This window comes from Streptomyces kebangsaanensis (assembly GCF_001906585.1).
Lineage (GTDB): Bacteria > Actinomycetota > Actinomycetes > Streptomycetales > Streptomycetaceae > Streptomyces > Streptomyces kebangsaanensis.
In genome coordinates this window covers 240,278-253,617 of record NZ_JUJA01000163.1, presented here as the reverse complement: position 1 = coordinate 253,617, position 13,340 = coordinate 240,278, and the positions used below count along the sequence as shown (strand labels likewise).

13 protein-coding genes are annotated in these 13,340 nt (G+C 70.3%); 2 read left to right on the top strand and 11 right to left on the bottom strand.

The window, feature by feature from the left end:
• From RH94_RS32850 to RH94_RS32815, 8 genes are all read right to left on the bottom strand, one after another.
• On the bottom strand, positions 1–1,124 hold a 1,124-nt coding region (locus RH94_RS32850; protein WP_234426199.1), incomplete at its 3' end, for a pyridoxal phosphate-dependent aminotransferase.
• Positions 1,125–1,281: 157 nt separating this feature from the next.
• The gene (locus tag RH94_RS32845) at positions 1,282–2,454 is read right to left on the bottom strand and encodes an aldose epimerase family protein (protein ID WP_073951972.1); all 1,173 of its coding nucleotides are present in this window, start codon (positions 2,452–2,454) and stop codon (positions 1,282–1,284) included.
• A gap of 55 nt (positions 2,455–2,509) precedes the next feature.
• The gene (gene mmsB / locus RH94_RS32840) at positions 2,510–3,754 is read right to left on the bottom strand and encodes a multiple monosaccharide ABC transporter permease (RefSeq protein WP_073951971.1); all 1,245 of its coding nucleotides are present in this window, start codon (positions 3,752–3,754) and stop codon (positions 2,510–2,512) included.
• Complete coding sequence (mmsA, locus tag RH94_RS32835; protein ID WP_073951970.1) at positions 3,751–5,319, bottom strand: multiple monosaccharide ABC transporter ATP-binding protein; 1,569 nt, start codon at positions 5,317–5,319, stop codon at positions 3,751–3,753. Before mmsA ends, mmsB begins: the two co-directional genes overlap by 4 nt.
• A gap of 61 nt (positions 5,320–5,380) precedes the next feature.
• Positions 5,381–6,490: a multiple monosaccharide ABC transporter substrate-binding protein gene (gene chvE, locus RH94_RS32830; protein ID WP_073951969.1), complete on the bottom strand. Its 1,110-nt coding sequence runs from the start codon at positions 6,488–6,490 to the stop codon at positions 5,381–5,383.
• A gap of 48 nt (positions 6,491–6,538) precedes the next feature.
• On the bottom strand, positions 6,539–7,507 hold the full coding sequence (locus tag RH94_RS32825) for a hypothetical protein (protein ID WP_073951968.1): 969 nt from the start codon (positions 7,505–7,507) through the stop codon (positions 6,539–6,541).
• A 120-nt stretch (positions 7,508–7,627) separates the two neighbouring features.
• A complete protein-coding gene (locus tag RH94_RS32820) occupies positions 7,628–8,662 on the bottom strand; it encodes a zinc-dependent alcohol dehydrogenase (protein ID WP_073951967.1) in 1,035 nt (344 codons plus the stop codon).
• Positions 8,659–9,822 carry a mandelate racemase/muconate lactonizing enzyme family protein gene (locus tag RH94_RS32815; RefSeq protein ID WP_073951966.1) on the bottom strand — a complete coding sequence of 388 codons (1,164 nt, stop codon included), beginning with the start codon at positions 9,820–9,822 and terminating at the stop codon, positions 8,659–8,661. Before RH94_RS32815 ends, RH94_RS32820 begins: the two co-directional genes overlap by 4 nt.
• Before the next feature lie 206 nt (positions 9,823–10,028).
• Between RH94_RS32815 and RH94_RS40985 the strand changes: the two genes are divergently transcribed.
• Positions 10,029–10,811: an SCO2400 family protein gene (locus tag RH94_RS40985; RefSeq protein ID WP_158073113.1), complete on the top strand. Its 783-nt coding sequence runs from the start codon at positions 10,029–10,031 to the stop codon at positions 10,809–10,811.
• Positions 10,812–10,866: 55 nt separating this feature from the next.
• On the opposite strand, the gene RH94_RS32805 is transcribed toward RH94_RS40985, so the two are convergent.
• The gene (locus tag RH94_RS32805) at positions 10,867–11,307 is read right to left on the bottom strand and encodes a MarR family winged helix-turn-helix transcriptional regulator (RefSeq protein ID WP_073951964.1); all 441 of its coding nucleotides are present in this window, start codon (positions 11,305–11,307) and stop codon (positions 10,867–10,869) included.
• A 113-nt stretch (positions 11,308–11,420) separates the two neighbouring features.
• Between RH94_RS32805 and RH94_RS32800 the strand changes: the two genes are divergently transcribed.
• Positions 11,421–12,419, top strand: coding sequence for an NADP-dependent oxidoreductase (locus tag RH94_RS32800; protein ID WP_073951963.1), 999 nt, complete (start codon positions 11,421–11,423; stop codon positions 12,417–12,419).
• A gap of 102 nt (positions 12,420–12,521) precedes the next feature.
• On the opposite strand, the gene RH94_RS32795 is transcribed toward RH94_RS32800, so the two are convergent.
• Together RH94_RS32795 and RH94_RS32790 are read right to left on the bottom strand one after the other, a co-directional pair.
• Positions 12,522–12,923, bottom strand: coding sequence for a type II toxin-antitoxin system VapC family toxin (locus tag RH94_RS32795; RefSeq protein WP_073951962.1), 402 nt, complete (start codon positions 12,921–12,923; stop codon positions 12,522–12,524).
• 7 nt (positions 12,924–12,930) lie between these two features.
• Entirely contained in the window at positions 12,931–13,137 is a 207-nt protein-coding gene (locus RH94_RS32790; RefSeq protein WP_073952018.1) for a hypothetical protein, read from the bottom strand.
• Positions 13,138–13,340 lie beyond the last annotated feature (203 nt).

Here is a 13,340-nt window from a genome sequence, read left to right as displayed (position 1 = left end):
GCTCCCTTCCTGGTCCCGTAGAGCACCTGCTCCAGGGCGGACACCAGGCGACGCACGTCCACCTCGGGGCGCACCACGAGTCGCAGGAAGCGGCTGGAGGAACCGATCTTGTTGCCGCACTCGCGGACCAGGATCCGGTGCTCGGTGAGCAGCCGGTCGCGGACCACGGTGCCCTCGGCGCCCACGGGCAGGCGGACGAAGAGGAAGTTGCCCTGGGACGGGTAGACCGTCAGACCGGGCAGCGCGGAGAGGTGGCCGGCCATCTCCAGACGGTCACGGCGCACCTGCTGAAGGCTCTGCTGGTACTCCGCGCCGTGCTCCTTCAGCATGAACACCACGTGCTCGGCGAAGGAGTTGAGGTTCCACTTCGGCAGCATCGAGCGGACCTTGCCCGCGAGCGCGGGGTTGGCGACCAGATAGCCGAAACGGATGCCGTGCAGGCCGAAGTTCTTGCCCAGGCTGCGCAGCACCACCACGTTCGGGCGCAGCATCGCCTCCTGCACCACGCTCGGCTCGGCCTCGGCGTCGGCGAACTCCAGGAAGGACTCGTCGATCACGACCAGGTCCAGGTCGGCCATGGTGTCCATGAACTGCACCAGGGCCTGCCGGTGCTGGAAGCCGCCGTCGGGGTTGTTGGGGTTGCAGATCACGGCCACCTTGGTGCCCCGGGCCCGGATGAACTCGGTGTACTGCGCCAGGTCGAGGGTGAAGCCGTTGGACTCCTGGAGCGGGAACATGTCGACCCGCTTGCCGGTCTCCATGGGCTGGTCGGTCCAGCGGCCGAAGGTGGGGACGGGGACGGCGAGGGACTCGCGGACCAGCAAGTGGTCGATCCAGGTGATGAGTTCCGTCGATCCGTTGCCCATGGCCACGCACTGCGGCGGCAGTTGGAGCAGGTCGCACAGCTCGGCCGTGATCGTGTCGGCGCCGGACGGGTAGTACGTGATGATCTCCCGCAGCCGCGCCGCCATGTCCTGGAACATCTCGGGCGTGGGGAAGTACGGATTGCACGGGATGCAGAAGTCCACCGGCCCGGTTCCGTCGCCGCCCTCCCGCGCCAGCGCCGCCATCGACGGACTGTGGGCCGCGGTACTGCGGAACAGCGAGGCGACGTTGTCGGCCATGGAACCTCCGTATGGGGCGGGCCCGGTGGGGACGGCCGGGCCCGTCGTCCTTGGGGTGGCCCGCGCGGGGGAGCGCGGGCCATCCATGGATACGGAGTCGGACGCGTCGTCGTTCAACTCATGTGTGAGAAGTGTGACTTCAGGGTAGTGGTGATCCTCACACGCCGAACGAGTGGACCGTCGTCGTCCGGTACGTCCGCCCCGGTCGCAGCACGGTCGACGGGAAGTCCGCGTGGTTCGGCGAGTCCGGGAAGTGCTGGGTCTCCAGACAGAGGGCGTCGCCCTGGCGGTAGGTGCGGCCGCCGGTGCCGGTGAGGGTGCCGTCGAGGAAGTTGCCCGAGTAGAACTGCAGGCCCGGCTGGTCGGTGGCGATCCTCAGGGTGCGGCCCGAGCGGGGGTCGCGCAGGGTGGCGATGTGCTCGGGCCGGGCGGTGACGCCCTTGTCCAGCACCCAGTTGTGGTCGTAGCCCTTGGCCCGCACCTGCTGCGGGTGGCCGGCCCGGATGTCCCGGCCGACGGCCTTGGCGCGGCGGAAGTCGAAGGGGGTGCCCGCGACCTTCGCCAGTTCGCCGGTGGGGATCAGGCCCGGGTCGGTGGGGGTGTAGCGGGAGGCGGCGATCGTCAGCTCGTGGTCCTCGATCGTGCCGCTGCCCTCGCCGGCCAGGTTCCAGTAGACGTGGCTGGTCAGGTTGACGACGGTGGGCCGGTCGGTGGTGGCCTCGTAGTCGACGCGCCACTCGCCGCGCCGGGTGAGGGTGTACGTCACCTTCGCCCGCAGCGTGCCCGGGTAGCCCATCTCGCCGTCGACGCTGGTGCGGTACAGGCGCAGACCGACGTCGGAGCCCTCGGCGAACGGCTCGACGTCCCACACGTGCTTGTCGAAGCCCTTCGCCCCGCCGTGCAGGCTGTTGTCGCCGTCGTTGACGGAGAGCTGGTACGTCCTGCCGTCCAGGGTGAAGCGGCCCCTGCCGATCCGGTTGCCGTAACGGCCGATCAGGGCGCCGAAGTACGGGCTGGACGCCACGTAGTCGTCGAGGGCGCCGAAGCCCAGGGAGACGTTCGCGTGGCGGCCCCGCCGGTCGGGGACCTCCAGGGACTGCACCACACCGCCGTAGGAGAGGACCTTCAGCCGGGTGCCGCCGTTCTCCAGCGACCAGCGGTGCACCTTCGTGCCGTCGGCGAGCCTGCCGAACAGCTCCCTCACCGGCTTTTCGCGCCCCGGGGACGAACCCGTGGCCGAGGGGGCGGCCTGCGCCGCGCTCCCGAGCGTGCTCGCCGCGATGCCCGCTGCCGCGGCGCCCGCGATGACCGTGCGTCTGTTCAGTTCCATGTGCGGCTCCTGAGAGGAAGGGCCCCGCCCTCTCGCGGGCGGGACCGGAGCTGACTTATGAACCGGACTTGCGCTTGTTCCACACGTCGAACCCGACCGCCGCCAGCAACGCCAGGCCCTTGATGACCTGTTGCCAGTCGGTGCCGACGCTGAGCAGGTTCATGCCGTTGTTCAGCACACCGAGGACAAGACCGCCGATGATCGCGCCGAGGACGGTGCCGACACCGCCGCTCATGGACGCGCCGCCGATGAACGCCGAGGCGATCGCCTCGAGTTCGTAGCTGACGCCCGCCTTCGGAGAGGCCGCGTTCAGCCGGGCGGCCACCACCAGGCCCGCCAGGGCCGCGAGCACGCCCATGTTCAGGAACACCTGGAAGGTGACCCGCCGGTCCTTGACGCCGGACAGCTTCGCGGCCGGCAGGTTGCCGCCGATCGCGTAGATGTGACGGCCGAAGACGGCGTTGCGCATCACATAGCCGTAGCCGACGACCAGCGCGCCGAGGACGATCAGCACGATCGGCGCGCCCTTGTAGCTGGCCAGCAGCAGCGTGACGACGAGCACCGCGGCGACGATCGCGACGAGCTTGAGCGCGAACAGCCGCGCGGGCAGCACCTCCAGGGAGAACTCCTGCTGCCGGCGCCGGTCGCGCACCTCCTGCCACACCACGGCGGCGATCAGGACGGCACCGAGCAGCAGGGTGAGGTTGTGGTAGTTGGTGTCCGGGCCGGCCGCCGGCAGGAAGCCGTTGCCGATCTTCTGCAGCCCGCCCGGGAACGGGCCGAGGGTCTGGCCCTTGAGCAGGATCTCCGTCAGACCGCGGAAGAGCAGCATCCCGGCGAGGGTGACGATGAACGACGGTATGCCCAGGTAGGCGATCATGAACCCTTGCAGCGAGCCCGCCGCCGCCCCGACCAGCAGGCACAGCGCCACCGCGGCCGGCCACGGCACGTGGTGGCTGACCGTCAGCGCCGCCGCCACCGCGCCGACGAAGGCGGTCAGCGAGCCGACCGACAGGTCGATGTGGCCCGCGATGATCACCATCATCATGCCGATCGCGAGGATCAGGATGTAGCTGTTCTGCAGCACCAGGTTGGACACGTTGCGCGGCAGCAGCAGGTCCCCGCCGGTCCAGACCTGGAACAGGACGACGATCAGGCCGAGCGCGATCAGCATGCCGTACTGCCGCATGTTGCGGCGCAGGCCGTTCAGCACCAGCCGGAGCAGACCGTCGCCGGCGGCCCCCCGGCCGCGGCCCGGCGGCGCGGGGGCCGGGTTCCTGGCGGTCACGTCCGCGCTCATCGCGTCACCTCTTCGTCCTTCGTGTTCTTCGTGTCCCTCGTCATGCGGCGCATCAGTGCTTCCTGGGTGGCCTCGGCCCGCGGCACCTCACCGGTCAGCCGTCCCGCGGCCATCGTGTAGATGCGGTCGCACATGCCGAGCAGCTCCGGCAGTTCGGAGGAGATGAAGACGACCGCCTTGCCCTGGGCGGCCAGCTGGTCGATGACCGTGTAGATCTCGTACTTGGCGCCCACGTCGATGCCGCGCGTGGGCTCGTCCAGGATCAGCACGTCCGGACCCGCGAAGATCCACTTGCTGAGGACGACCTTCTGCTGGTTGCCGCCGGACAGCTTGCCCACCGGCTCGAAGACGGTCGGCGCCTTGATGTTCATGGACTTCCGGAAGCCCTCGGCGACCTGCCGCTCCTCGTGCTCGTCCACCACACCCCGCCGGGCCACCTTCCTCAGGGCGGTCAGCGAGATGTTGCGGTTGATGGTGTCGATGAGGTTCAGGCCGTAGTGCTTGCGGTCCTCGGTGACGTACGCGATGCCGTGCCCGACCGCCTCCGCGACGGTCCTGGTACGGATCTCCCGGCCGTCCTTGAGGACCGTGCCGGCCGCGTACCGGCCGTAGGCGCGGCCGAAGATGTTCATCGCCAGTTCGGTGCGGCCGGCGCCCATCAGGCCCGCGATGCCGACGATCTCCCCGCGCCGCACCCGCAGCGACACGTCGTCGACGACCTTGCGCTGCCGGTCGATCGGGTGGAACACGGTCCAGCCCCGGATCTCCAGCGCCGGGGCCGCGCCCTCCTCCGGACGGTGCGGGGTGCGCTCGGGGAAGCGGTGGTCGAGGTCGCGGCCGACCATGCCGGCGATGATCCGCTCCTCGGTGGTCCCGGCCGCCTTCACGTCCAGGGTCTCGATGGTGCGGCCGTCGCGCAGGATCGTCACCGAGTCGGCGACCCTGCGGATCTCGTTGAGCTTGTGGGAGATGATGATCGAGGTGATGCCCTGCTTCTTCAACTCCAGGATGAGATCGAGGAGTTTGCCGCTGTCCTCGTCGTTCAGGGCGGCCGTCGGCTCGTCCAGGATGAGCAGCTTCACGGACTTCGACAGCGCCTTGGCGATCTCCACCAGCTGCTGCTTGCCCACACCGATGTCGGCGACCCGGGTCTCGGGGTGCTCGTCGAGTCCGACGCGGCGCAGCAGTTCGGTGGCGTGCCGGAGGGTGTCGTTCCAGTTGATGAACCCGCGCGTGGCGTGTTCGTTGCCCAGGAAGATGTTCTCCGCGACGGACAGGTACGGCACCAGCGCCAGCTCCTGGTGGATGATGACGATGCCGCGCTGCTCGCTCGCCCGGATGTCCCTGAACCGGCAGGACTCCTGCTCGAAGAGGATCTCGCCCTCGTAGGTGCCGTGCGGATGGACGCCGGAGAGCACCTTCATCAGGGTGGACTTGCCGGCGCCGTTCTCCCCGCAGATGGCGTGGACCTCGCCCTGACGCACCGTCAGCGTGACGTCCGACAGCGCCTTGACGCCGGGAAAGGTCTTGACGATCGAGCGCATTTCCAGGACGGGTCCCGCCATGGTCGTGCCTTTCGGTCGGTCGGTGGTCGGTGGTCGGTGGATACGGCGACTGCCCGCCGGGTTACTTCCTCAGCTCGGCGTCGCTGTAGTAGCCGCCCCTGACCAGGACCTCCTCGTAGTTGGTCTTGTCGACGCTCACCGGCTGCAGCAGGTAGGCGGGGACGGTCTTCGCGCCGTTTTCGTACGTCTTGGTGTCGTTGACCTCGGGCTTCCTGTCGTTCAGGACGTCGTCGACCATCGCCGAGGCGACCTCGGCGAGCTTGCGGGTGTCCTTGTAGACGGTCTGCGTCTGCTCGCCCGCGATGATCGACTTCACCGAGGCCAGCTCGGCGTCCTGGCCGGTGAGCACGGGCAGCGGCTTGGACTTGGAGCCGTAGCCGTCCGACTTCAGCGCGGACAGGATGCCGATGGAGATGCCGTCGTACGGCGAGAGGACCGCGTCGACCCGGCCGCTCTTGTAGGAGGAGGTGAGCAGGTCGTCCATGCGCCGCTGGGCGGTCGCGCCGTCCCAGCGCAGGGTGGTGACCTGGTTGAGCTGCGTCTGGCCGGACCCGACCACCAGCTTCTTGCTGTCCAGGTACGGCTTGAGGACGCTCATCGCGCCGTTGAAGAAGTACTTGGTGTTGTTGTCGTCGTTGGAGCCGGCGAACAGCTCGATGTTGAACGGGCCCTTGCCGTCCTTCAGACCCAGCTTGTCGACGATGTAGTTGGCCTGCAGCTCGCCGACCTTCTCGTTGTCGAAGGAGGCGTAGTAGTCGACGTTCTTCGTGCCGAGGATCAGCCGGTCGTAGGCGATGACCGGGATGTCCGCGTCGGCCGCCTCCTGGAGCACGTTGTTCAGCGACTTGTTGTCGATGGCCGCGACGATCAGGCCCTTGACGCCCTGCGTGATCAGGTTCTCGATCTGGGAGACCTGGGTGCCCGGGTTGTCCTCGCCGAAGACCAGCTCGGTCTTGTAGCCCTTGGCCTGGAGGTCCTTGACAACGTTGTTGCCGTCGGAGATCCAGCGCTCGGAGGACTTGGTCGGCATCGCGATGCCGATGGTGGCGCCCTTGGTGCTGCCCCCCTTCTCCTTGCTGCCGCCCTCGCTGTTCTGCCCGCAGGCGGACAGGACGAGGGCGAGCGAGGCGGCTGCGGCCGTGGCGAGGAGGGCGGCTCTGCGGTTGCGCATGGTGATCAGTCCAGTCCTTGGTCGTGGGGCGGGGTCGGACGTGCGGAGTCAGGCGCCGGCCGGGAAGCGGTGGAGCGCCCCCGGCAGCCGGGAGCCGAGCGGGGCCATGTCACCGGCCGCTCCGTGCCGGGCGAGCAGGTCGAGGGCGAGCCGGCCGCGCCGCACCCGTTCCCGGGCGGTGTCCAGGGTCAGGTCCCGCAGGTGGGTGCCGTACGGGTAGATGCCGGGCGCCTTGGACAGACCGAACTTCAGGTACAGCGGTGCGCCGCGCCGGACCAGCTCGGCGACCTCGTACATCCGCACGTAGCCGCCGAGGTCGTCGGGGGCCTCGATGTACATGTCCATGGGGGCGGCCGACACCCTGCGGATCTCGGTGAGGTGGTGGGGCGTCAGATCGCTGGGCACGTTGACGGAGTCGGCGCCCAGGCGCTCGAAGACGGCGTACGAGGCCGGGTTGACCGGGCCGATCAGCGCGGACACCTTCAGGGTGGTGTCGGCCGGGAGGATGCCCGCCTCGCGTGCCCGGTGCAACGTCCACAGCACTCCCTCGTCGGCGACGAGCAGGCATCGTACGCCCAACTCCGTTGCCCGTAGGGCGTCTTCGACACATCCGGCGACCGCGTCGTGACCGCGGGCGCGCGGGCCCGCGCCGCGCGAGTCGGAGCGCACCGAGCCGCCGGTGTCCCAGGTGCCGCGCGGGCCGGTGAACAGGCAGAGCTCGATGTCCCGTTCGCCGGCCGCCCCGACCATCTCGGTGATCTCGGCATCGGTCAGCATCCACACGCCGCTGCCCTGGCTGATCCGGTGGACCGGCACATCGAGCCGTGCGGACTCCTTCAGGACCACCGCCAGCGCCTCGGGACCCTCGCACGAGGGGATCTCGGTGCGCCAGCGGCCGCCGCCCGGGAAGGAGTGGGGCGAGGCGTCGGCGGGGTCGGGCGCGGGGGAGCCCAGGCCGAGCGCGGTGAGCGCGTGCTCACCGGGCCTGCGGGCTGCCGTGCTGGAAGCGTCGGTCACAAGCTGTCCTTTGCGTTCGGTGTGCCGGACGAGGTTCGCGGCTCCGGGTGCGGAAAAGGGCGGTGGAGGTACGTACGCCGCTCGCACCGCCGTCGGGTGCGACGCCGCGAGCGGTGTGCGTCACGGCCGGAGCAGAACCTTGCCCACTTTCGGGTCACCGGCCCCCACCAGGTCGATGGCCTGTGTGAACTCGGTGAGCGGGAGCTCGTGGGTGACGAGCGGAAGCGGATCGAGCAGCCCCGCCGCGAACACCCGCACCGTGTGCGCCCAGGCGTCCGGCGGCGCCCCGAAGACGGTGTGCACCTCGAGCTGCCGTACGACGAGACCGGTCGGATCGAGTCCCTCGGCGCCCGGCGCCGGGATGCCCGTCAGGACCAGCCGCCCGCCGCGCCGGAGCAGGGCGGCGGCGGTGCGGGCGGCGTCCGCGGACCCGGCGGTCTCGACGACGACGTCGAAGCCGGCCGGGAGGTCCTGGTCCCTGGTGCGGAAATCCGTGGCGCCGAACCGCCGGGACAGTGCCTCGCGGTCGCGCCGCGTGCCGACGACCAGCAGCTCGGCCGGCGAGGCCGCCCGCAGGAACTGCACGGCGAACATCCCGAGCGTGCCGGTGCCGACCACCGCGACCCGCTCGCCCGGCCGGGCGTTCGCCTTCAGCGCGGCGGCCGCGACGCAGGCGGCCGGCTCCAGCAGGGCGGCGGCGGTGAGATCGGCGTCCTCGGGCAGGACGTGCAGCAGCCGGGCCGGGAGGGTGAGCGTGGCGGCCATCGCGCCGGGCAGGGTGAAGCCGGTCTCCTCGTACCCCGAGGTGCACAGGGTCGTCTCGCCGGCGTGGCAGCGGTCGCAGACCTGGCAGTTGCGGAAACCCTCGCCGACCACCTTGCGCCCGACGAGACCGCCGGGCACCCCGGCGCCGGTCCGCCGGACCGTCCCGGACCACTCGTGGCCCGGCGTGAGCGGGTAACGGACGTACCCCTCGGGCCGGTTGCCCTGGTACACCTCGCGGTCGCTGCCGCAGATCCCGACGGCGTGCACGGCGACCAGCGCCTCGCCCGGACCGGGATCGCGCGGTGTGTGCGGTGCGAGCCGGTGCACGCCGGGCGCTTCGACGACGACTGCGGTGGCGGCCGCGGTGTCGGCGGTGGCGGCGGTGGTCATTTCGTCCCCTTGGGCCTGCGCTGCTCCCAGCCCTCGGCCCACAGGTCGAACCGGGCCTGCTGCTGCGGGAATTCGGCCGCGGCGTCGACGTCCAGCTCGACGCCGAGGCCGGGTGCGTGGGAGAGGTGGAAGCAGCCGTCCTCGGGATTCACCTGCGGGGCGCCCTTGACCACCTTCTTGATCTCCGCGTCCGCGAAGTCGTTGAAGTGCTCCAGGATCTTGAAGTTCGGCGAGGTGAAGCCGACTTGGAGGGAGGCGGCGGTGAGCACGGACCCGCCGACGTTGTGCGGGGCGACGAGCGTGTAGTGCGTCTCGGCGGTCGCGGCCAGCTTCCGGGTCTCCCAGATGCCGCCGATGTGACCGACGTCGGGCTGGATGATGTCGGCGGCCTGGCTCTCGAACAGCTCACGGAACTCGATCCGGTCGTGGATGCGCTCACCGGTGGCGACCGGGATGTCGACCTTGGCGGCGATCTTCTCCAGCGCCTTCAGGTTCTCCGGCGGGCACGGCTCCTCCAGCCAGGCCGGCTCGAAGGGGGCCATCTCCCTGGCCAGCCGGACGGCGGTGGCGGGGGAGAAGCGGCCGTGCATCTCCAGCATCAGTTCGGCGTCCGGGCCGATGGCGTCCCGTACCGCCTCGATGAGCGAGACGGCGTACAGGGTCTGCCGGCGGTCCAGTTCGAAGTGTCCGGTGCCGAACGGGTCGATCTTCAGCGCCCGGTACCCGCGCTCCACGACCGCCTGGGCGGCCTTGTGGTACCCCTCCGGAGTGCGCTCGGTGGTGTACCACCCGTTGGCGTAGGCCTTCACCTTGTCGGTGACCCTGCCGCCCAGCAACTGCCACACCGGTACGCCGAGGGCCTTGCCCTTGATGTCCCAGCACGCCATCTCCACGACCGCGATCCCGGACATCACGATCTCACCCGCGCGGCCGTAGTCGCCGTACTTCATCCGGCGCACCAGGTCCTCGACGGCGAACGGGTCGGAGCCGAGAACGTGGTTGGCCTCGGCCTCCCGCAGGTAACCGGTCAGCGCGTCGGTGTGGCCCAGCATCCGGGTCTCGCCGACCCCGGTGATCCCCTCGTCGGTGTGCACCTGGACGTAGGTCAGGTTGCGCCACGGCGTCCCGACCACGTGCGTGCTGATTCCGGTGATGCGCACGGCGATTGCCCCTCACCCATGGATGTTCGAAATTTCGTCACACGTTCGAAATGCTGGCGTGACAGTAAAGAGGGGCCGCCGGGGGTGTCAATGGGGCCGACAGGTAACGGTTTCGGCAAGCCTTTCGACAACTCTTGCGATCTCCCACAGAACTTTCACAAGGAATCCTGGCAACGCCCCCGCACGGAACCTAGTCTTCCCGCGACATGAACTACTGCCACCCGTGCCAACGGCACCTCAACGGCGCCCTGGCCTGTCCGGGGTGCGGCACTCCTGTGGAGACGTACCCCGCGCCCGCGGCTGTTGAGCCCGCGGTGGCCGGGGAAGCACCGCCGGAGAGCGGTGAGCCGGAGGGCGAGGCGGGGCAGTCCGACGACCCGGACGGAGCCGGGGCCGAGGTCGAAGCCGGGGCCGCGACGGCGAGCCGCCGCGACCGCAAGGCCGCGGCCCACCGACGGCGCCGCCGCCGTATCCTCCTCACGGCCACCGGCTTCGTGCTGGCCGTGGGCAGCCTGAGCCTCGCCGAACTCGGCGTCGACGCCTCGGTCCTGCCGGGCTTCTCCACCCCCGAACCGGCCGCGGTGGAGGACGACGGACAGGCCGGTGACGGCGATCCGGTCACGGACCCGGAAGAGACGGCCGGCCCGGCGGGTGCCACGCCCGGGGCCGGGGCCGCCACGAGCACGGCCTCACCGGACGCCTCGGAGTCCGCGTCCCCGTCCGCGTCGGCGGACGACGAGGAACCCGACGCGGACCCGACGGAGACGACCGGCCCGCGGCAGCCGACGCGGGCGGCGGAGGAAGGCGGCGCGGGTGCAGGCGGGGGTGCCGGTGCCGACGGGGGTACGGGCGCCTCGAACCCCCCGCCTCCGGAGGCCCCCCGGCCGACGGATCCCCCGACGACCGACCCGGCACCACCGGCTCCCGACCCGGCCCCGACGCCGACACCGACGCCCAAGTGCGACCGGTTCCTGTGGTGGTGCACCTGACCCGCGCCGGCCCCGGCCGGCCCCGGCCGGCGTCAGCCGGTCGAGAGCTCCCCGGTCAGGACGCCTCCACCATCCGCCGCAGCACATCCCGCAGAGCCAGCCGCTCCCCCTCCGACAGCGCGGCCAACGGCTCCCGCGCGAAGCGCAGCCCCTCCCGCAGCTCCCGGGCCACCTGCCGTCCCTCCTCCGTCGCCGCCGCCAGCTTCACCCGCCGGTCGGCGGGATCGGGCCGCCGTTCCACCAGCCCCCGTGCCTCCAGCCGGTCCACGATCCCGGTGACGTTCGACGGCTCGCACTTCAGCTTCCGCGCCAGTTTCCGCATCGGCAGTGGCTCCAGCGACAGCAGGCTCAGCAGCCGCGCCTGCGCGCCGGTCAGGGCGTGCTCCCCGGCGGCGTCCTCGTAGTCCTCGTAGAACCGGGCCACGACGTCCCCGATGAGCTCGACGACCTCCAGGGTCAGTGCGTCGGGACGGCGGGTATGCGGTGCGGTGGCCATGACGCCCAGAGTACTCACTTGCTTGACAGTATGAAATATTCAGGCAGATGATTGTTTCACCTTCTGAAGCAAGTGAAGCCCGAAGTGAACGAAGAGGACGGAAAGGCGCTGTCATGATCAACCACGAGTGGCACCTGCTCAGCCGCCCGGTCGGCTGGCCGAAGCCCGAGGACTTCGCCCTGGTCGAGACGGAGGTCCCGCAGCCGCGCGAGGGCCAGGTCCTCGTGCGCAACGAGTACCTCTCCGTCGATCCCTACATGCGCGGCAGGATGAGCGCGGCCAAGTCGTACGCGGCCCCCTACGAGCTGGGCAAGGCCATGCAGGGCGGCGCGGTCGGCGAGGTCGTCGCCTCGAACGCCGAGGGCATCGCCGTGGGCGACCACGTCCTGCACTTCGGCGGCTGGCGCGAGTACGCCGCCGTGGACGCGCGGCACGCCGTCGCGGTCGACCCGGAGGCCGCGCCCCTGTCGACGTACCTCGGCGTCCTCGGCATGACCGGGCTCACTGCCTACGCGGGCCTGCTGCGCACCGCCTCCTTCAAGGAGGGCGACACCGTCTTCGTCTCCGGCGCGGCCGGCGCGGTCGGCAGCCAGGTGGGCCAGCTCGCCAGGCTGAAGGGCGCCGCGCGGGTGATCGGCTCGGCCGGCTCCGACGAGAAGGTCAAGCTGCTGCTGGAGGAGTACGGCTTCGACGCCGCCTTCAACTACCGGAACGGCCCCGTGAGCGAGCAGCTGCGCGCCGCCGCCCCCGACGGCATCGACGTCTACTTCGACAACGTCGGCGGCGACCACCTGGAGGCCGCCATCGGCTCCCTCAACCAGGGCGGCCGCATCGCGGTCTGCGGCATGATCTCGGTCTACAACAACACCGAGCCCGCCCCCGGCCCGAGGAACCTCGCCCGCCTCATCCAGACCCGCGGCCGCATCGAGGGCTTCCTGGTCGGCGACCACTACGACCTGCAGCCCCAGTTCGTGCGCGAGGTCGGCCCCTGGGTGCGCGACGGCCGCCTGAAGTACCGCGAGACGGTCGTCGAGGGCATCGAGAACACCCTGGAGGCCTTCCTCGGCGTCCTGCGCGGCGACAACATCGGCAAGATGATCGTCAAGCTCTGACTCCGCGGGCGACTCCGCTGACGTCTTGGTCGACGAGGTAGCAGGCCGCAGGGGCCGGCTACCGTCGGCCTGGCGTCAGCGGCATGGATCTCCGGCGCCGGATCAAGCGGTGATGATCTCCAGTCCGTGCTGGGCCTTGAAGTCGTCGAAGTCTTTGACGTTCAGGGTCGCCAAGGGCAGGTCGTGGGTGAGGCAGCAGGCGGCGATCCACATGTCGTTCATCGGCCGGGGGCGGCCCCGGAGCATCGCGGCTGCCGACAACTCGCCGTAGGTGTCGGCGACGTCCTCGTCGCCGGGCAGCATCGGCACTTGGCCCAACCATCCGGCGAGGAGCCTGCGGTTGCCCGTCCCCCAATGGCGGACCTCTGCCCACTTGGTCAGCTCGGCGCGTGTGACGAAGGTGATGATCGGCTGCGTGTTGACCAGCTTGGTCGCCAACGTGATCGGCAGGCGCTTCTTGATGATGAGCGAGGCGGTGTCGGTGTCCAGGACGACGGGGCGCATCGAGACCTCAGGCCACGTCGCGGCGGCGCTCGGCGTACGTGAAGGCCAGGAACTCCTCAAGTTCCTCGTCCGACTCGAAGACGTCGGCGGACAGTGCCTCCAGGTCGGCCAGCGACCGGATCGGCTTCGCGTTCTTCGCCCGGATCAGCTCATCGACCGACAGACGGGGCCGGCGCGGCGGAAGGATCGGGTGGTCAGCGCTACTGGTGCTCATGGTGACCTCCACGTTCCGCCTGCTGACATGACTGCCTGAGGCCAGCATAGATCCGCGTCCGGCGCGCCGATACCGTCTTTACCCTGCCGGGCGAGCTCCCGAACGTGTGTGCGCCGGGGTTCGCTGATGATCGCGACCCAGGCCCGGTCGAGGTTGTCGGGCACCTGGCGTAGTAACTGCTGCCACCCGGCGTACGCTCGCCG

Bases quoted from the DNA above. Each gene is read 5' to 3' on its own strand.
- RH94_RS40985 (WP_158073113.1), top strand. From the start codon at position 10,029: ATGAACTACTGCCACCCGTGCCAACGGCACCTCAACGGCGCCCTGGCC.
- mmsA (WP_073951970.1), bottom strand. From the start codon at position 5,319: ATGGCGGGACCCGTCCTGGAAATGCGCTCGATCGTCAAGACCTTTCCC.
- chvE (WP_073951969.1), bottom strand. From the start codon at position 6,490: ATGCGCAACCGCAGAGCCGCCCTCCTCGCCACGGCCGCAGCCGCCTCG.
- RH94_RS32795 (WP_073951962.1), bottom strand. From the start codon at position 12,923: ATGCGCCCCGTCGTCCTGGACACCGACACCGCCTCGCTCATCATCAAG.
- RH94_RS32790 (WP_073952018.1), bottom strand. From the start codon at position 13,137: ATGAGCACCAGTAGCGCTGACCACCCGATCCTTCCGCCGCGCCGGCCC.
- RH94_RS32820 (WP_073951967.1), bottom strand. From the start codon at position 8,662: ATGACCACCGCCGCCACCGCCGACACCGCGGCCGCCACCGCAGTCGTC.
- RH94_RS32800 (WP_073951963.1), top strand. From the start codon at position 11,421: ATGATCAACCACGAGTGGCACCTGCTCAGCCGCCCGGTCGGCTGGCCG.
- RH94_RS32845 (WP_073951972.1), bottom strand. From the start codon at position 2,454: ATGGAACTGAACAGACGCACGGTCATCGCGGGCGCCGCGGCAGCGGGC.
- mmsB (WP_073951971.1), bottom strand. From the start codon at position 3,754: ATGAGCGCGGACGTGACCGCCAGGAACCCGGCCCCCGCGCCGCCGGGC.
- RH94_RS32805 (WP_073951964.1), bottom strand. From the start codon at position 11,307: ATGGCCACCGCACCGCATACCCGCCGTCCCGACGCACTGACCCTGGAG.